Raw genomic sequence first — 17,852 nt, 5'->3', positions numbered from 1 at the left:
GTCAGTGAGCCTGGCGGCCCGGCGGAGGAGCGTCTCGCGGAGGTGGTCGGTGAGTGAGCCCAGGTCCGCCGGTGGTGCCGCGTGAGTGACCTGGCGGAGCTGGCGGCGCGGCTGTGCGAGCGGCTGCGATCCGCCGGCCTCGCGGTCGGCGCGGATCGGGCCGCCCGCTTCGCCCGGGCGGTGATGCTCGTGTCGCCGCAGCGCACGCGCGAGCTGTACCTGTGCGCGCTGGCAACCCTCACCTCGTCCCCGGCCGACGAGCAGGTCCTGGCCCGGGTGTTCGTCACCGTCTTCCCCCTGCCCGAGGCCGGCGCCGGCGGGGCCTTCAGCGCTGGGGAATCGACGGGGCCGTCGCGGGAGGTGCGGGCGCCCACCGCGGGCAGCGCGGCGGACCGGCTGGCGACACGCGACTTCGGCACGCTCGAACCCGCGGAGCTGGCGCAGCTGCGGGCCGCGATGAGCGAGTTCCGGCTGGCGACCCCGCTGCGGCGGTCGCGGCGGAAGCGGGTTTCGCCCGGCGGGCGGCGTGCTGACCTGCGGGAGACGTTGCGCGTGGCGCGCCGGACCGGGGGCGAGCCGGTCCGGTTGCGGCGCTGGGTGTCGCGCGAGAAGCCGCGGAAGCTGGTCGTGCTGTGCGACATCTCGGGGTCGATGGAGCCCTACGCGCGGGCCTTGCTGCAGCTCCTGGTGTGCGCCGCGGGTGGCGCGCGGGCCGAGGTGTTCACGTTCGCGACCCGTCTCACGCGGCTGACCCGGGTGCTGCGGCGGACGCCGTCGGCGGCGCTGGCCGACGCCGGGCGGGAGGCGCCGGACTGGTCGGGCGGCACGAAGATCGGTGATTCACTCGGCGAGTTCTTGGATACCCATGGCGTGCGCGGGATGGCGCGCGGAGCGGTGGTGGTCGTCCTGTCCGACGGGTGGGAGACCGGCAGCCCCGAGCGGCTGGGCCGCGAAATGGCCCGGTTGTCGCGGCTCGCGTACCGGATCGTGTGGGCCAACCCGCGCACGGCCAGCCCGCGGTTCCGGCCGTCGACCGGCGGGATGGCGGCGGCGTGGCCGTACTGTGACGCCGTCGTCAGCGCCCACCGGCTGGATGCGATCGAAGATCTGCTGACCGCCATCGCCGGTTACTCCGGGCGGGATTAGGGTAGCCTAACCGCAGACGCTGAACGGGAGTGAGGAGCGGCGTATGGCAGGCAAGTCCCGGCCGGCGGTCCGGCTGCGGGTGCTGCGCACCCAGCGGCTGACACCGCACATGATCCGCATCGTCGCCGGTGGACCAGGGCTGGCCGATTTCCAGCCGAACGAGTTCGCCGACGCGTATGTGAAGATGCTGTTCCCGCAGGAGGGTGTGGAGTACCCGACGCCGTTCGACATGGGCGTCATCCGCGCCGAGATGCCGCGCGAGCAGTGGCCGGTGATGCGGACCTACACCGTGCGCTACTACGACCCGCGTGCCGGCGAGCTGGCGCTGGACTTCGTGCACCACGGCGACCAGGGGCTCGGCGGCCCGTGGGCGGCGGCCGCCCAGCCGGGGGACGAGCTGCTGCTGGCCGGCCCCGGTGGCGCCTACGCCCCCGGCGAGGAGGCCGACTGGCACCTGCTGGTCGGCGACGAGAGCGCCCTGCCCGCGATCGCGGTGGCGCTGGAGATGATGCCGGCCGGCGTGCCGGTGCGGGTGTTCGTCGAGGTGGCGGACCCGGCGGAGGAACAGCCGCTCGCCACCAAGGGGGACGCGCAGATCCAGTGGCTGCACCGTTCCGCCGGGGACGACCTGGTGGCCGCCGTGCGCGCGCTGGAGTTCCTGCCCGGCACGGTGCAGGCCTTCGTCCACGGCGAGGCCGGTTTCGTCCGGGAGTTGCGCCGGTACCTGCTCGGCGAGCGCGGGATGCACAAGGACCTGCTGTCGATCTCGGGCTACTGGCGCCGGGGCAAGACGGACGAGGAGTGGCGGGCGGAGAAGGCCGCGGAGCGCGCCGCCGAGGAGGCCGCCGGCCGTTCGTGACGGTCAGCGGCGGGCGCTGGTGGCGGGCTGCACCGGCCGTTCGTGGCGGGTTGCGGCGGCCGCTCGCGACGGCCTGCGGCGGCCGTTCGTGGCGGGCTGTGATGGCTGCTCGTGATGGGCTGCGCCGACAGTTCGTAACGGACTGCGCCTGCCGTTCGTGGCGGGTCGCGCGGGTCGTTCGTGAGGGGCTGCGCCGGCCGTTCGTGAGGTGCTGCGCCCGGCGCTTGTGGCGGGCTGTGCCTGCCGTTCGTGGCGGGTAGCGCCGGCCGCTTGTGGCGGGGTTGCGGCGGCCGTTCGTGACGGGCTGCGCGGGCCGGTTACGCCGGGTGGTTGCGAGGCCGGCCGGCCCGTCGGCTATTCTCTTTCCCGGCGCCGGAACCCCGACGCCACACGCGGACGTAGCGCAGCTGGTAGCGCATCACCTTGCCAAGGTGAGGGTCGCGGGTTCGAATCCCGTCGTCCGCTCCACGCGCGATTAGCTCAGCGGGAGAGCGCTACCTTGACACGGTAGAGGTCACTGGTTCAATCCCAGTATCGCGCACCACAGTCCCTTGTGGACATCGGTCTTTCCGGGAACGGCTGCCACGCTTGAGCGCGGCAGTCGTTTCTGTTTTCAGTCCTCCGGCGCGATCGCCAGGTTCACCCTGTGCAGCCGGCACAGAGCCGTGCCCACCGCGACTCGATCATCTGTCCGGTCCGGCGGGCCGGAAGCGTGTGCGGCCCGGTCACTGCAGGCCCACGGCCTCGCCGGTGACAGGCGCTGCCGCGCCGCGGCACTTCGGCGCCGAAACCGTCCTGAAGCCGCGGTGAAACCGGCCGCCCGCACGCTGCGATCATGGAACAGGACGAACTCACCTCGCTGCCCACCGCCCGTCCCACCGGCTGCCCCTTCGACCCGCCCGCCGAACTGGGCGAGATCCGGGCGCTGCGGCCCCTCGTGCGCATGGCATACCCCGACGGGCACCGCGGCTGGCTGGTCACCGGTCACGCCCAGGCCCGCGCCGTGCTCGGCGACTCGCGGTTCACCTCGCGGTACGAGCTCATGCACTACCCGCTGCCCGGCCTGGACGGCGACATCCCGCCGGCACCGGTCGGCGACCTCACCGGCATCGACGCGCCCGAGCACACCCGCTACCGCAAGCTGCTCGCCGGGAAGTTCACCGTCCGCCGGATGCGCCAGCTCACCGGGCGGGTCGAAGAGGTCACCGCCGAGCACCTCGATGCCATGGCGCAGCACGGGCCCTCGGTGGACCTGGTCCAGGCCTACGCGCGCCCAGTGCCCGCAGTGATGATCTGCGAGCTGCTCGGCGTGCCCTACGCCGACCGCGAGTTCTTCCACACCCAGGTGACGGCGCTGATGGCCCCGAAGAGCACGCCGGAGGAGCAGTTCGCCGCGTACGGCGCGCTGCAGGACTACCTGCGTGACCTGGTGCGGGACAAGCGCACCGAGCCCACCGACGACGTGCTCGGCGACCTCACCACGAGCGACCTGAGCGACGAGGAACTGTCCGGCATCGGCACGTTCCTGCTGGGCGCCGGCCTGGACACCACCGCCAACATGATCGCGCTGGGCGCCTTCGCGCTGCTGCGCCACCCGGACCAGCTCGCCGCGCTCCGCGACGACCCTGCCCTGGCGGACAGCGCGGTCGAAGAGCTGCTCCGTTACCTGACCATCGCCCACACCGGTGTCCGGGCCGCGCTGGAGGACGTCGAGCTGGACGGGCAGGTGATCCGGGCCGGCGAGACGGTGACCATCGCCGCGAACGCCGCCAACCGCGACCCGGAGCGGTTCCCGGAGCCGGACACGCTCGACCTGCGCCGGCATGCCGCCGGGCACTTGGCTTTCGGCCACGGCATCCACCAGTGCCTGGGACAGCAGCTGGCCCGCGTCGAAATGCGCGTCGCCATCCCCGCGCTCTTCGCCCGGTTCCCGACGCTGCGCCTGGCCGTCCCGGCCGACGAGGTGCCACTGCGGCACGACATGAACATCTACGGCGTGCACCGGCTGCCGGTCAGCTGGGATTGATCAGTGGCACAGTGACGGATGCGTAGCCGAGTGGGCGCCACGTATTCAGCGCGAGCGTGGTGGTGTTGAGCTCGAGGGTGGCGTTTCCATGGGGCACGGCGCTGGCGAGCATCGTCGCGGCGGGCGGGCGGGGTGTTTCATCGGCCTCCTCAGAAGACAGTGCCCGCGTCCTGGGCGACGATCTCGTCCAGGGCTCGTTCGGCGACGGCGGCGATGGTCATGGACGGGTTGCACGCGGCGGTGTTGCCCGGCATCAGGGCGCCGTCGAGCACGTAGAGTCCGCGGTGGCCCAGGACGCGGCCGGCGAGGTCGCAGACCGTGCCCATCGACGCGCCGCCGAGGGGGTGCCACGTGCTCGGCACGAGCGTCGTGGTGTTGAGCTTGACCGCGGCGGCTCCGCCGATGTCGGTGATCCGCTCGTGGATGCGCTGCGCCACCTTGGCGTCCGCGTCGCCCGGCCACTGCAGCACGGCGTCGTCCTTGGCCGGGTCGTAGACGAAGTGGCCACGCCCCGCGCTCACGCCGTAGCCGACGAGCATCGTGGTGCGCAGGTTCGGCAGCGGCGGGATGGACGCCTGGATGACCGTGTTGGCCAGTGCCGGGTCGTCCCACTCCTTGCTGCCGTAGATGACCGGGCCGCCCTGCGGGGAGCCGAAGTCGTCGGCGAGGCTGGTCCACGTGTAGATCTGGTCGCCGTTGGAGCCCCAGTTGGTGCCGAGGCCGTCCGGCAGGTCCGGGATCCCGCCGGTGGCCCCCGCGCGCATCAGCAGCTTGGTGGTGTTCGCCGTGCCGGCCGCCATCACGAGCGCGTTCGCGGTGAGGACCTTCTTTTCGAGCACCACGCCGCCCGTGTTGATCCGGTCGACGTGGATCAGCCAGCGCCCGTCGGGAGCCATCGCCACATCGGTGACGTTGTGCAGGGTCGCGACGGTGCAGCGGCCGGTGGCCTCGGCCGCCGCGAGGTAGGTGACGTCGACCGAGTGCTTGCCGCCGTTGTTGACGCCGAACGCGCAGTCGCCGTTGGTATAGGACGGTTTCATCTCGCCCTTCAGCTCGCGGAGGGCGTAGCTCCAGTCGATCGGCATCGGGATCTTTTCGACCGAGTGGCCCGCCGCCCGGGCGTTGCGGGCGAAGATCCGCGCCGCCGCGTAGGTCGGGCTGGCGATCAGCTCGTCCGGCGCGGTGGCGATGCGCAGCATGCTCGCCACCCGCGGGTAGTACACCTGGGCCATGCGCGCGTAGTCGAGCTGCTCGGGGAAGTTGGCGTTGAACACCTCCTCCGTCGGCTGGAGCGTCATGCCCTGGTAGACCAGTGATCCACCGCCGACGCCGGCCGCGCACATGATGTCCATGCCGTTGCCCGGCACGCGTTCCAGCAGCCCGGTGTAGCGCTCGAACGGGAACGACACGAGCCCGAACAGGTTGGGCTCGGAGCCGAGCCAGAAGATCCGCTTGTCCGGCGCGGTCGGGTGGGGGAAGGTCTCGGCGTTCGGCCCGGTTGGCCAGCGGATGCCGCGTTCGAGGACGTGCACGGGCACCCCGGCCTGCGCCAGCCGCAGGGCGGTCACGCCGCCGCCGAAGCCGGAGCCGATGACCACCACCCGGTGCTCCTCGCGGGTGACCGGCACGCGGCTCGCGGACGCGGCGCCCGGCAGGACGGTCAGGCCCGTGGCGGCGGCCGCCCCCTTGATCACGGTGCGGCGGCTCAGCGCGGGCATGGGTCCTCCGTTGCGGTCGGTGCGGGATTCGGTGACGGGCGGGAGTTTAGGGAGGTGAACCGAGACATGGAACGATTTGCGGATCTCACTACTCGCCAGTAGCATCCGGCTGATGCGAGGTCGCCGGAGTTGAGCCCGCACCGCAGCGACGCCCTGCGCAACCGCGAGACGATTCTGCGCGTGGCCGACGAGGCGTTCGCGGAGGGCGTGGACGTCGTCCCGCTCGCGGAGATCGCCCGCCGGGCGCGCCTGGGCCGCGCGACGGTCTACCGGCACTTCCCCGACCGCCGCGCGCTCGGCTTGGCAGTGGCGGCGCAGCAACTGCGGGCGCTGCGCCGGATGGTGAAGCAGCAGGAAGCCGCACCCCGTCCGTTCCGCGAACTGCTGGCGATGGTGCTGGCCATGCAGGTGTCCCGGCGTCCGCTGGTCCGCCTGTTCCGGGAGCTGCCGGTGCGCTACCAGCAGCAGAAGGCGGACGCGTTGATCACGATCCTGACCCCGGCTTTCCGGCGCGCGCAAGCCGATGGGCAGCTGCGCGCGGACGTGCAGCCGACGGACCTGTTGCTGGTGTTCGAAATGGTGGAAGCGGCGGTCGCGGCGGGATCGGCCGCTGTGCACGGGGACGGCGCCGTGCGGCGGGTGGTGGATGTCGTGCTGGATGGGTTCTTCGCGGTGGCGCCGGTGCGTTGAGCGGCGCAGATCGCACGCCGTTGCCAAGATCGCCGGTGCGGCACGGAATGATCGTGGACTGCTGCGAGGTCATGGTCTTCCTTCTGTCCTTTGTGGCTTCGGTTCCGCTGATCAGTTTAGGAGGGCGAAAATCGTCGCACATCTACCGAAAGACAGATCTTTGCGGCTCTCACCGCACCACGCCGCGCACCCCTTCCGGCCAGTCCAGCGGAACTCCGAGCTTTGCCAGGCGGGCCTGGAAGTCCGCCAGCAGACCGGGCCGCGCGCGCACCGCTCGCGGGGGTACTCCGTTCTCCAGCGCGAACGCCGCCAGCGCTCCGGCCGCCTCGCCGGTGTTCCACTCCACCGGGTGCAGCCGGTAGCAACCGTTCGTCACGTGCGTCACCCCGAGGCACTTTCCGCCCGCCAGGAGGTTTTCCACCCGCACCGGCAGCAGCGCGCCGAGCGGGATCTGGAACGGGTGGCAGGCGATGTCGAGGTACCCGCGGCCCCCGGTGCTCGGGTGCAGGTCGATCCGGTAGCAACCGATCCCCACGCTGTCGGCGAACTGCTCGGCCTGCCCGATCCCGGCACGCGCCTCCACGCCGACGTGCTGCTCCAGCACCGTGAACTCGGCCCGGATGCGGCGGCTCTCCCGCACGTACGGGGCGAGCGCCAACCCATCCGCGGTGCCCAGCGGCTCCCCGGCCAGGCGCAGACCGGGATACCCCGCCTCGGTCTGCAGCCAGTGCACGAACGACAACGTCAGCGACCGCGCCTGCGCCAGCCGCGCCGCCCGCTCCTCCGGCGCCACCCCGGTCACCGGCGCCAGCCAGTAGTCGATCTGCGGCCAGTTCACCAGCGTCACGTCCGGCCGCGGCGGGTCCCACAACCGTCCACTCCGGATCCGCCGGAACCGCCACAGGTCCTGTCCCTCGCCGAACAACGGGCGGCTCAACGGCTCGCCAGTCTCCGGCTCCTGCGTGGTCCACCCCAGCTGCGGGCCGGGCCAGAACGGCGCCCGGTAACCACGCCAGAAGTCGTAGTCGTCGGGACGCGGCACGACGTGCGAGCCGTCCGGGTCCCACTCCAGCGCGGCGCACCAGGTGAGCGCCTGCTGGTCGAACGGATCGGCCGGCCCGTCCAGCGCGTGCGGCTCGCCCGTCTCGTCCGCGCTCTCCGAGCCGAGCACGTGCTCACACCCCGCCAGCGGCAGGACATCGCCCTCTTCGGTCGCGTCGATCACGTACGACGCGCTCAGCGACACCACACCCTCCGGCGACGTGAACTCCACCGCGTCCACGCGGTCGCCCGTCGTCACCGCGCCGACCGGCGTGTGGTGGTACCGGATCTCCAGGTTCCCCGCGCGCACCAGCGGCGCGAGCAGCTCGTCCAGCACCTCGCCCACGACCACCGGCTCCGCGCACAGCGCGCTCACCCAGCCCTCGCCCGGGTTCAGCTCCCGCACCGCGCGCGCCTCGGCGCCCAGCCGGGGGTCCGCCCGGTACCGGTCCCGCACCCGGGACCGCATCAGCCGGTACGACTGGGTGGCCCCGAACGTCTCCACCCACGCGTTCTCGTCAGGCGGCACCGCCTGCGTGGTCAGCTGGCCGCCGAGCCGCCCGGTCGCCTCGGTCAGCACCACCCGCCTGCCGAGCATCGCCGCCGACAGGGCCGCGGCCACCCCGCCGCAACCGCCACCGACGACCAGCACCTCGCAGTCGGAACGCATTGCCCTCCCTCTCACTTCACGCCCGTCTGGGCGAGGCTTTCGGTGATCTGCCGCCGGGCCACCAGGTAGGCGATCACCAGCGGCACGGTCGAGATCGCCGTCGCCGCCATCTGCGGTCCCCACAACGGGTTTCCGCTGGTGTCGGTGAGCGCGGTCAGCGCGAGCGGCACCGTGTACAGCTCGCTGCGGTTGACGAACACCAGTGGTTCCAGGAACGAGTTCCAGCTGTACAGGAACGCGATGATGCCGATCGTGCCGAGCATCGGGCGGGTCAGCGGCAGGATCAGGTGCCAGAGGATCCGCGCGCGACCCATCCCGTCGATCATCGCCGCCTCCTCCAGCTCGACCGGGATCGACTGGATGAACTGGCGCATCAGGAAGATCCCGGTCACCCCGGTCGCGCCGAACACCGGCAGCGCCAGCAGCGGCACGTGCGTGTCGGCCAGCCCGAGGTCCTTCATCAGGGTGAAGTTCGGGATCAGCGTGACCTCGACCGGCAGCATCAGCGCGCTCAGGAACAGGAAGAAGATCACGTTGCGGCCGGGGAAGCGCAGCCGCGCGAAGGCGTAGCCGGACAGCAGCGACAGCGCGCACGTGAACAACGCGACCAGCACGGCGATGTACAGGCTGTTGTAGATCTGCCGGGCGAACGGCTGGAACGCGAAGACGTCCCGGATGTTGTCCAGCGTGATGTCGCGGGGGATGAGCTGCGGCGGCGACGCGAGCACGTCCCCGGGCAGCTTCAGCGCGCTGGTGATCATCCACAGGAACGGGAACACCAGCGGCACGCACAGCACCACGAGGAAGGCGTACCGCAGTACCCGGCTACTCACTGTGCACCCACTTCCTGCGCGCCCACCACTGCGCCGCCACCAGGAGCAGCGTCAGTCCGAAGAGGACGACGGCGATCGCGCTCGCGTAACCGGTCCGGAACAGCTGGAACGCCTGCTCGTACAGGTAGTAGGCGAGCACCGACGTCGCGTGCGCCGGCCCGCCGTGCGTCATCAGCTGGATGTAGTCGAACACCTGGAACGACCCGATGAACGTGATCAGCACGACCACCAGCGTGGTGGGCGCGATCAGCGGCAGCACGATGTGCCTGGTCACCCGCCACTCGCTCGCGCCGTCCAGTCGTGCCGCCTCCAGGGTCTCCGACGGCATGTTGCGCAGGGCGGCGAGGAAGATCACGGCCTTCAGCCCGACCGTCTTCAGCGCCGCCACCACGGTCACCGCCACCAGCGACGGCTGGGCCTCGAACAGCCAGTTCGGGCCGGTGATGCCGAAGACCGAGAGGAACTCGTTGACCCCGCCGCCCTTGCCCTGCAACAGGAACCGCCACACCAGCGCCCACGCCGCCTGCGAGGTGATGACGGACAGGAAGGCGAGCGTGAGGAACACCTCGGCTCCCGGCGGGCGCCGGTGGAGCACGAGCGCGAGGCCGAGCGACAACCCCACGTTGATCACCACGAGCCCGAGCGCGAACACCCCGGTGACCGCCAGCGAGTGCCAGAACGTGGCGTCCCCGGTGAGCAGTTCCCGGTAGTTCTCCCAGCCTGCTGGTTTCGACACGCCCGAACGCAGGTCCGTGTGGGTGAACGACAGGACCACGACGGACACCAGCGGGACCAGCACGAACAGCGTGAACCCGATCATCTGCGGGGTGATGAGCAGGTAACCGGTCAGCGTCTCGCGGACGCGTCGCCGTGCGACCACGATCCCTCCCTAACTCTTCTCGCGCAGCAGCGGGCCGACCTCGCCGCACAGCTCGGACAGCGCCTGAGGCACGTTCGCGCCTGGTGACCACAGCTCGTCGAACACCGGCTGCGCCGCGGTCTTGATCTCCGGCCACGTCGGCGGGTACTGGAACGCCTGCCCCTCGGTGATGCCGGGCACGAGGATGCTCGTGATCGCGTCCGGCGGCAGTGCGCTCCCGGCGTAGACCTGCGTGGCGTCGGCGAGCACGGACTGGCGCGGCGGCGGGAAGAACCGGGCGAGCTCACGCATCGAGCGTTCGCTGGTGAGGAACTTGAGGAACTCGATCGCCAGGTCCCGGTGCGGCGCCTGCTGGAACACCACCAGCCCGGCCTGCCCGGTCACCTGCGGCTGCCCACCGGGGCCGGCGGGGAGCGGGGCGAAGCCGTACTGGAACTTCGCGCCCTTCAGCTGGGACAACCGGGAGAGCTGGGTGATCGTCAGGGCCGCGTTCCCGGCGTAGAAGTCCGCCTGCGCGCCGGGCGGCACCGCGGTGCCGTCGGTGAACGCCATGCGGTGCAGGGTGTCGATGGCCCGCACGGCATCCGGCGAGTCCATTGTGCACTGATCGCTCGAAGAGAAGCGCGCGCCGTAAGCCCGTAGCAGCGGGTCCAGCGTCGGCCACGACACCGGCAGCGGCCCGTACAGGCTGCCTTCGTTGCTCTGGAACACGTAGCTGCCGCCCGGCAACGTCGGCTGCAGCTCGCGCGCGAGGGCGGCCAGCCGGTCCCACGTCCACTCGCCACGCGCGGCCAGCTCGGCGGGTTCGGGCAGACCGGCGCGGGCGAAGAAGTCCCGGTTGTAGACCACGAAGAACGGGCTGGTGGAAAACGGCACCCCGTACACCGCGTCGCCGTTCCGCCAGTTCGTGAACGCGCTCGGCACGAAGTCGCCCAGCCGGTAGGCGGGGTCGGCGCGCAGGGCGGGCCCGACGTCGGCGAGCACCTCGGTGGCGGCCATGCCGACCGCGTCCGGCGCGCCGAGCCAGCCCAGGTCCGGCGGGTCGCCACCGGCCAGCCGGACGGACACCTTCGTCGTGTAGTCGGCCTGCGGCACCGTCTGGATCCGCACCGGCGTCCCGCCGTGCTGGGCCGAGAACTCCCCGGCGAGCCGGTTGAGCAGGCCGAGCTGCTCCTGGTTGGACGTCCAGACCGTCATGGTGACGGTGTCGGCGCCGGCTCGGTCGCCGATCCCGCAGGCCGCGGTCAACGCGACCGCGGACACGGCGAACAGGCGCCCCCATCGCTTTCTCATGCAACCTCTCCGTTGGGGTCGGCAGTGTCAGGCGCGGGTGAGCGTGGTCCCCTCGCGCTGCGGGCAGTCGACGGTGCTGATCGCAGTGCCGCCACCGTCCAGCGCGGCGAGCAGTTGTTCGAGCGCGCGGCGGCCGACCAGCCGGCCGGGGATGCCGTAGCCGGACCAGAAGTCGTCTTCGCTCTCCTCGGAGATCCCGGCGACCGCGATCGGCAAGTCCGCGGCCACCGCGCGCACCGCCTCGGCGTAGTCGACGTTCTCCGCGACCACGGCGGTGACCCCGCTTTCGCGCAGTTCCCGCACGAAGGCGGGGGAGATCTCGTCGAGCTTCGGGAAGGACTCCGACACCGTGAGGTCGCCGTCGCGCAGCCCGGCGAGCCGGTCGGCGGTGGCCGGCAGACCCGAATTCGCGCCCACGTAACGGATTTCCCGGTGCCCGAGCGCGGCGATCCGGCCGGCCAGCACCCGCCCCGCGCCCCGGTAGTCCGGCGACACGTTGGGCACCTCGCGCCCGTCGTCGAGGAACCGCCGCCCGATGAACACGAACGGGTACTCCTCGGCGACCAGCTGCTCGAGGTCGGCGGGGATCTCGTCCCGCCCGAGCAGCACGGCGCCGTCCACCAGGCGGAGCTTGTTCTCGCCGCCGGCGTAGATGCTGCGCACCGGCCCGGACATCGCGGCGCTGGTGAACAGCAGCAGGTCGTTCCCGGACTCCTCGGCGGCTTCCTCGATGCCCAGCAGGAACGGGTGGTAGAGGCTGCGCTGCGCGGTGCCGAACACGCGCTCGTAGGTGAAGATCCCGAGCAGCTGGCTGCGCCCCTTGGCCAGGCGCCGCGCGAGCGGATCGGCGCGGTAGCCCATCTCCCTGGCGATGGCGAGCACCCGCTGCCGGGTCTCCTCCGGGATCGTCGTCGCCTTGTCGCGCAGGATCAGCGACACCGCCGCCTGGGTGACCCCGGCGCGGCGCGCGATGTCCGCCTGTGAGACACGGCGTGGCCTGCCTTGGCCAGTTATGCGCATAACTAAACGATGTCAGCCGCAGATCTGGTCTGTCAAGCCCGGCTGGAGTAGAACGAGATCATGGCGACGGAGCTGAAGGTGGACACCGACCCCGCCGAGGTGGGGTTCGACGCGCGGCGGCTGGACCGGATCGACGGGCACTTCGCCAGGTACGTCGACGACGGGTTGCTCCCCGGGTACCTGGCCGTGGTCGCGCGGCGGGGCAAGATCGCCTACGTCGCCCGGCGCGGGCACCGGGACGTCGAAGCGGGCCTTCCGGTCGAAGTGGACACCCGCTGGCGCATCTTCTCGATGACCAAGCCGGTCACGTCCGTCGCCGCGATGGTGCTCTACGAGGAGGGCGCCTTCGAGCTCACCGATCCGATCGCCCGCTGGTTGCCCGAGTTCGCCGAGCCGCGCGTGTACGTCAAGGGCTCCGCGCTCAAACCTTTCACCGAACCGGCCACCGAGCCGATCCGCGTGTGGCACCTGCTCACCCACACCGCCGGGCTCACCTACGGCTTCCACCACGCGCACCCGGTCGACGCCATCTACCGCGCCAACGGCTTCGAGTGGGGGACTCCGCCCGGCGCCGACCTGGCCGAGTGCACGCGGCGGTGGGCTGAGCTGCCGCTGGTCTTCCAGCCCGGTGCGGAGTGGAACTACTCGGTCGCCACCGACGTCCTCGGCCGGCTCGTCGAGGTGGTGTCCGGGCAGCCGCTCGACGAGTTCTTCGCACAGCGCGTCTTCGAGCCGCTCGGCATGGGCAACACCGGTTTCGCCACCGATTCCACGGACAAGTTCGCCGCGCTGTACGTGCCGGATCCCAGTACCGGCAAGGCTGTCCGCAACGACTCGTTCGGGCGGTCCGGGCTGGAGAAGGCCGCCTGTCTGTCGGGCGGTGGCGGGCTCGTGTCGACGGCCGCCGACTACCACAGGTTCACCCAGTTCCTGCTGAACCGCGGTGAACTCGACGGCGTCCGGCTGCTCGGCCCGCGCACCGTCGACCTGATGACGAGCAACCACCTGCCCGGCGGTGTGGAGCTGGAGGCCTACGGCAGGCCGCTGTTCGCCGAAATGCCGTTCCACGGCTTCGGGTTCGGGCTCGGGTTCTCCGTCCTCACCGACCGGGTGAAGGCGAAAACCCTGTCCAGCGAGGGCGAATTCGCCTGGGGCGGCGCGGCGAGCACCGCGTTCTGGGTCGATCCGGCCGCGGAGATCACCGCGTTGTTCTTCACGCAGCTGCTGCCGTCCAGCACCCACCCGATCCGGCAGCACCTGCGGCAGCTGGTGTATCAGGCGGTCGTCGACTGACGGTGCAGCCGCCGCAGCGCCAGCGCGAGCTGCAGGCGCAGGCGCCCGGACGGATCGTGCAGCGACCAGCCCAGCAGTGTTTCCGCGTGGGCCAGCCGGTCCTGCAACGTCGAGTGGTGCACGGTCAGTGCGGCGGCCGCCGCGCGCAGGCTGGCGCTGGTGGCCACGGCGTCGAGCGTGGCGAGCATCCACGGCGCCGAGGCGGCCGCACGCTCCAGGGATCGCACGTCCGGCACCGGTTCGCTACCTGGCCCGACGGCCTCGGCGAGCACCGCCAGCCCGCCCAGTTCGTCCGCGCGGACCACCCGCGGCCCCGGGTCCTCGGTGGTGCCCTCGGCGGTGAACCGCACCGCCGTCCTGGCCGCGGCCAGTGACGACGGCAGGTCGAGCACGGGCACCAGGGGACCGATGCCCGCGCGCGCCCCGGCAGGCGGAGTGATCATCACCCCGGCCGTGCCGTCCGCGTAGGCGATGGCTCGTGCGGTCGCCCCCAGTCCCAGCCGCCGCGCCGCCTTCTCCCTGGCCTGCGGGGACGCGGTGCCGTCCAGCACGACCTCGACGGGCTCCGGCACCCGGTCCCGCTCCAGCACGAGCCGGATCGCGGCGGCAGCGCGTTCGAGGACCATCGCGTCCACCGCCGAGGGCGAGCCCGGCCGCTCCAGCCACAGCCCGTCCACACCGGGCCAAGCCGGATCGACCGGGGTGTCCAGGTCCGAGCGCCGCCCGTCGGCCGAGACCCGAACCCGCTTGCCGGGCACCTCCAGCCGGGCGGCGCAGGCGGCGAGGGTGGCCGCGCCGCGGACCAGCGCTTCCAGCCCGGCGTGCCCGTCGACGAGGCGGTCGAAGTAGGCGATCACCTTGACCGCGGCGCCCGCCTCCGGGTCGAGCGCGGCCAGCCGCCCTGCCAGCTCTCTCACCGGTCCATGGTGTCACTCGGCGAGGATCCGGCGCAGCCACCGCACCCGCGCGGCCTTCGCGGCACGGGAGATCTCCGCCTGCGGCGCGAACGAGTCGAACCCGTGGTAGCCGCCCGGCCACACGTGCAGCTCGGCCGACCCGCCCGCCAGCCAGATCTGACGCGCGTAGTCGACGTCCTCGTCGCGGAAGGACTCCGCCGAGCCGACGTCGATGAACGCCGGCGGCAGCCCGGACAGGTCGGTGGCCCGCGCCGGGGCGGCGTAGGGGGAGACGTCCGGGCCGCCGCGCGCGGAGCCGAGCAGCGCCGTCCAGCCGGTGTCGTTCGACGTGCGGTCCCACACGCCGAGCCCCTTCATCTGGTGCGTCGACGGGGTCTCGTTGCGGTCGTCCAGCATGGGCGCGACCAGCAGCTGACCCGTCAGCCGCGGTCCGCCGCGGTCCCGCGCCATCAGGGCGACGGCCGCGCTCAGCCCACCGCCCGCGCTGCCCCCGGCCACGACCAGCCGCGACGGGTCGATGCCCAGCTCGGCGGCGTGCTCGCGGGTCCACAGCAGCCCGGCGTAGCAGTCCTCGACCGGCACCGGGTGCGGGTGCTCGGGCGCCAGCCGGTACTCCACCGACACCACGACCAGACCCAGCTCCAGCGCCCAGGCCAGCGGCTCGTCGAGCCCGACGCGGTTGGTGCCCACGACCATGCCGCCGCCGTGGATCCAGTAGATCGCGGGCGCGGGTGTGCGCAGCCCGGTGGGTCGGCCGACGACCACGGACACCTCGTCCGACACCCGACGGTCCACCAGCCCGATGCGGCCGTCCTGGCTCAGCTCGTCGTCGGAGAGCAGGCGTGCGCCCATGCCCTCGCGCATCGCGGGGATCATGTCCGGCAGGATCGCGGGCGGGACCTGCTCGGCGATGACGTCGAGCATGGCCGCGGCTTCGGGGTCGAACGCCGGTGGCGGGCCGTACGGGGCGCTGGTGGTCATCGGGCCTCCTGGTCACGACGGTGGGGAACACCATCCTGACCCGGCCGGCACGCGCCGGGTGGCGGGTGTTGCCCGCCACCCGGCGGGTGCCTAGCCCAGCTTGCCGATGATCTGCTCGCCGTAGGCGTGCAGCGTCTGTTCGCGCTGGTCGTGCATCAGGTACACGGCGAACTGGTCGACCCCCAGGGCGGCCAGTTCCTGCAGCCGCGCCACGTGCGCCCCCGCGGGGCCGGTCAGGCAGAACCGGTCGACGATCTCGTCCGGGACGAAGTCGGTCGACGGGTTGCCCGCCTTGCCGTGGTGGGCGTAGTCGTAGCCCTGCCGCTCGCGGATGTAGTCGGTCAGCTCGTGCGGCACCGGGCCGGACTCGCCGTAGCGGGCGACCAGGTCGGCGACATGGTTGCCGACCATCCCGCCGAACCACCGCAGCTGGTCGCGCTGGTGCGGCAGGTCGTCCCCGACGTAGGCGGGCGCCGCGACGCAGATCGTGATGCCTGCCGGGTCCCGCCCCGCCGCCCTGGCCGCCTCGCGGACCGAGCCGATGGTCCACTCCGCGATCGCCGGGTCGGCGCACTGCAGGATGAACCCGTCCGCGTGCTCCCCGGCCAGCTGCAGCGCCTTCGGCCCGTAACCGGCCATCCACATCTCCAGCCGCCCGCCGCGCACCCACGGGATCCGCACCGGGGTGTCGCCGAGCACCACCTCCCTGCCCTCGGCCAGCTCCTTGATCGCGTGCATCGCGTCCCGGACCGTGGCCAATGTGGACGGTCGCTTGCCGATCACCCGGTGCGCCGAGTCGCCGCGCCCGATCCCGCACACCGTGCGGTTGCCGAACATGTCGTTGAGCGTGGCGAACAACGACGCGAGCACCGACCAGTCCCGCGTGCCCGGGCTGGTGACCATCGGCCCGACCGTCATCGCCGAGGTGGCGGCCAGGATCTGCGAGTAGATGACGAACGGCTCCTGCCACAGCACCACGGAGTCGAACGTCCAGCCATAGCCGAACCCGCAGTCCTCCGCCGCCTTCATCAGCCGGATCACCTCACGCGCGGGCGGATCCGTCTGCAGCACCACACCGAAGTCCATGACGGCTCCCTAGTTCAGGTACTGGCACAGGTCCCGGGACAGGAACTTCCCGTGCCCGGCGCTGCCGGAGAACCCGGACGGCGACACGATCACCCGGCCACGCGAGAGCACGGTCTCGACCTTTCCGGTGATCTCGAAGCCCTCGTACGCCGAGTAGTCCACGTTCATGTGGTGCGTCTCGGCGGACAACGTCTGCTTCGCCGCCGGGTCGTAGACCACGATGTCGGCGTCCGAGCCGGGCGCGATCACGCCCTTGCGCGGGTACAGGCCGAACATGCGCGCCGGGGTGGTCGAGCACGCCTCCACCCAGCGGCCCAGCGAGATCTCGCCGGCCACCACGCCCTGGTGCAGCAGGTCCATCCGGTGCTCGACACCCGGCATGCCGTTGGGGATCTTCGAGAAGTCCCCGCGGCCGAGCTCCTTCTGGTCCTTGAAGCAGAACGGGCAGTGGTCGGTCGACACCACGCTCAGGTCGTTCGTGCGCAGCCCGCGCCACAGGTCGCCCTGGTGCCACTTCTCCCTTAGCGGTGGGGAAGCGACGTACTTCGCACCCTCGAAGTCCGGCTTGGCCAGGTCCTCGATGGACAGGTACAGGTACTGCGGGCAGGTTTCGGCGAACACGTTCTGCCCGGTGTTCCGCGCTTCCGCGACGGCCGCAAGCGCTTGCGACGCCGACAGGTGCACGATGTAGAGCGGCGCACCGGTCACCTGCGCGAGCCGGATCGCCCGCGACGTCGCCTCGCCCTCCAGCTCCGGCGGCCGGGTCAGCCCGTGCTGCACCGGATCGCCCTTGCCCTCGGCGAGCGCCTGCGCGACCAGCTGGTCGATCGCGATGCCGTTCTCCGCGTGCATCATGATCGTGGCGCCGGTTTCGGTTGCCTGCTGCATCGCGCGCAGGATCTCGCCGTCGGTGGAGTAGAACACGCCCGGGTAGGCCATGAACATCTTGAAGCTCGACACTCCGGCGTCGATGCAGGCCTGCATCTCCTTGAGAGTGGTGTCGTTGACGTCGGACAGGATCATGTGGAACCCGTAGTCGACGGCGCAGTTTCCGTCGGCCTTCTCGTGCCACTTGTCCAGCGTCGGCTGCAGCGTGGAACCCTTGGGCTGCACCGCGAAGTCGATGATCGTCGTGGTGCCGCCCCAAGCCGCCGCGGTGGTGCCGGTCTCGAACGTGTCGTGCGAGAACGTGCCGCCGAACGGCATTTCCATGTGGGTGTGGGCGTCGATCCCGCCGGGCAGCACGTACTTCCCGGTCGCGTCGATCACCTCGTCGGCGGTGTCGAACAGCCCGGGCGCGGCGACCGCGGCGATCGTCTCGCCCTCGACGAGCACGTCCGCGCGGCTCGCCCCGGTGGTGGACAGCACGGTGCCGCCCTTGATCAGCGTGCGCATGCGT

15 protein-coding genes and 2 tRNA genes are annotated in these 17,852 nt (G+C 71.7%); 7 read left to right on the top strand and 10 right to left on the bottom strand.

Annotated features, from left to right (window positions below; all coding sequences use genetic code 11):
* Positions 1-81 precede the first annotated feature (81 nt).
* The 5 genes from ABZ215_RS28130 (at position 82) to ABZ215_RS28110 (ending at position 4,031) form a co-directional block, all read left to right on the top strand.
* Positions 82-1,146: a VWA domain-containing protein gene (locus tag ABZ215_RS28130; protein ID WP_354952852.1), complete on the top strand. Its 1,065-nt coding sequence runs from the start codon at positions 82-84 to the stop codon at positions 1,144-1,146.
* 43 nt (positions 1,147-1,189) lie between these two features.
* Positions 1,190-2,005, top strand: coding sequence for a siderophore-interacting protein (locus ABZ215_RS28125; RefSeq protein WP_354952850.1), 816 nt, complete (start codon positions 1,190-1,192; stop codon positions 2,003-2,005).
* A gap of 392 nt (positions 2,006-2,397) precedes the next feature.
* Positions 2,398-2,473: transfer RNA gene (locus ABZ215_RS28120), tRNA-Gly, on the top strand.
* Position 2,474: 1 nt separating this feature from the next.
* A tRNA-Val gene (locus ABZ215_RS28115) sits at positions 2,475-2,549 on the top strand.
* Positions 2,550-2,840: 291 nt separating this feature from the next.
* Positions 2,841-4,031: a cytochrome P450 gene (locus ABZ215_RS28110; RefSeq protein WP_354952848.1), complete on the top strand. Its 1,191-nt coding sequence runs from the start codon at positions 2,841-2,843 to the stop codon at positions 4,029-4,031.
* 149 nt (positions 4,032-4,180) lie between these two features.
* Here ABZ215_RS28110 and ABZ215_RS28105 read toward each other — a convergent pair whose 3' ends face one another.
* Entirely contained in the window at positions 4,181-5,749 is a 1,569-nt protein-coding gene (locus tag ABZ215_RS28105) for a GMC oxidoreductase (RefSeq protein ID WP_354952846.1), read from the bottom strand.
* 129 nt (positions 5,750-5,878) lie between these two features.
* Between ABZ215_RS28105 and ABZ215_RS28100 the strand changes: the two genes are divergently transcribed.
* Positions 5,879-6,439 (top strand): TetR/AcrR family transcriptional regulator, encoded by a 561-nt coding sequence (locus ABZ215_RS28100; protein ID WP_020416587.1) that lies wholly within the window; start codon positions 5,879-5,881, stop codon positions 6,437-6,439.
* A gap of 169 nt (positions 6,440-6,608) precedes the next feature.
* Here ABZ215_RS28100 and ABZ215_RS28095 read toward each other — a convergent pair whose 3' ends face one another.
* Genes ABZ215_RS28095 through ABZ215_RS28075 form a run of 5 tightly spaced genes read right to left on the bottom strand, consistent with a single transcriptional unit; the run spans position 6,609 to position 12,176 of the window.
* Positions 6,609-8,150, bottom strand: coding sequence for an FAD-dependent oxidoreductase (locus ABZ215_RS28095; protein WP_354952844.1), 1,542 nt, complete (start codon positions 8,148-8,150; stop codon positions 6,609-6,611).
* Positions 8,151-8,161: 11 nt separating this feature from the next.
* Positions 8,162-8,983 (bottom strand): carbohydrate ABC transporter permease, encoded by an 822-nt coding sequence (locus ABZ215_RS28090; protein ID WP_354952842.1) that lies wholly within the window; start codon positions 8,981-8,983, stop codon positions 8,162-8,164.
* A complete protein-coding gene (locus ABZ215_RS28085) occupies positions 8,976-9,863 on the bottom strand; it encodes a sugar ABC transporter permease (protein ID WP_020416590.1) in 888 nt (295 codons plus the stop codon). Before ABZ215_RS28085 ends, ABZ215_RS28090 begins: the two co-directional genes overlap by 8 nt.
* 9 nt (positions 9,864-9,872) lie before the next feature.
* The gene (locus ABZ215_RS28080; protein ID WP_354952839.1) at positions 9,873-11,156 is read right to left on the bottom strand and encodes an extracellular solute-binding protein; all 1,284 of its coding nucleotides are present in this window, start codon (positions 11,154-11,156) and stop codon (positions 9,873-9,875) included.
* A gap of 27 nt (positions 11,157-11,183) precedes the next feature.
* On the bottom strand, positions 11,184-12,176 hold the full coding sequence (locus tag ABZ215_RS28075) for a LacI family DNA-binding transcriptional regulator (RefSeq protein WP_354952837.1): 993 nt from the start codon (positions 12,174-12,176) through the stop codon (positions 11,184-11,186).
* Between the two features lie 60 nt (positions 12,177-12,236).
* Here ABZ215_RS28075 and ABZ215_RS28070 point away from each other — a divergent pair, with 60 nt between their 5' ends.
* Positions 12,237-13,469 carry a serine hydrolase domain-containing protein gene (locus ABZ215_RS28070; protein WP_354952835.1) on the top strand — a complete coding sequence of 411 codons (1,233 nt, stop codon included), beginning with the start codon at positions 12,237-12,239 and terminating at the stop codon, positions 13,467-13,469.
* Here ABZ215_RS28070 and ABZ215_RS28065 read toward each other — a convergent pair.
* From ABZ215_RS28065 to hydA, 4 genes are all read right to left on the bottom strand, one after another.
* Complete coding sequence (locus ABZ215_RS28065) at positions 13,451-14,386, bottom strand: helix-turn-helix domain-containing protein (protein ID WP_354952833.1); 936 nt, start codon at positions 14,384-14,386, stop codon at positions 13,451-13,453. The genes ABZ215_RS28070 and ABZ215_RS28065 overlap by 19 nt on opposite strands.
* Before the next feature lie 12 nt (positions 14,387-14,398).
* Positions 14,399-15,367 carry an alpha/beta hydrolase gene (locus ABZ215_RS28060; protein WP_354952831.1) on the bottom strand — a complete coding sequence of 323 codons (969 nt, stop codon included), beginning with the start codon at positions 15,365-15,367 and terminating at the stop codon, positions 14,399-14,401.
* 90 nt (positions 15,368-15,457) lie between these two features.
* Positions 15,458-16,453, bottom strand: coding sequence for a TIGR03842 family LLM class F420-dependent oxidoreductase (locus ABZ215_RS28055; RefSeq protein ID WP_237337309.1), 996 nt, complete (start codon positions 16,451-16,453; stop codon positions 15,458-15,460).
* 9 nt (positions 16,454-16,462) lie between these two features.
* Positions 16,463-17,848: a dihydropyrimidinase gene (hydA, locus tag ABZ215_RS28050; protein WP_237337308.1), complete on the bottom strand. Its 1,386-nt coding sequence runs from the start codon at positions 17,846-17,848 to the stop codon at positions 16,463-16,465.
* Positions 17,849-17,852 lie beyond the last annotated feature (4 nt).

The organism is Amycolatopsis sp. NPDC006131 (assembly GCF_040614175.1).
GTDB lineage: Bacteria > Actinomycetota > Actinomycetes > Mycobacteriales > Pseudonocardiaceae > Amycolatopsis_E > Amycolatopsis_E tucumanensis.
Note: the sequence above shows the minus strand (reverse complement) of the source record. Positions and strands in the feature narration are given on the sequence as shown.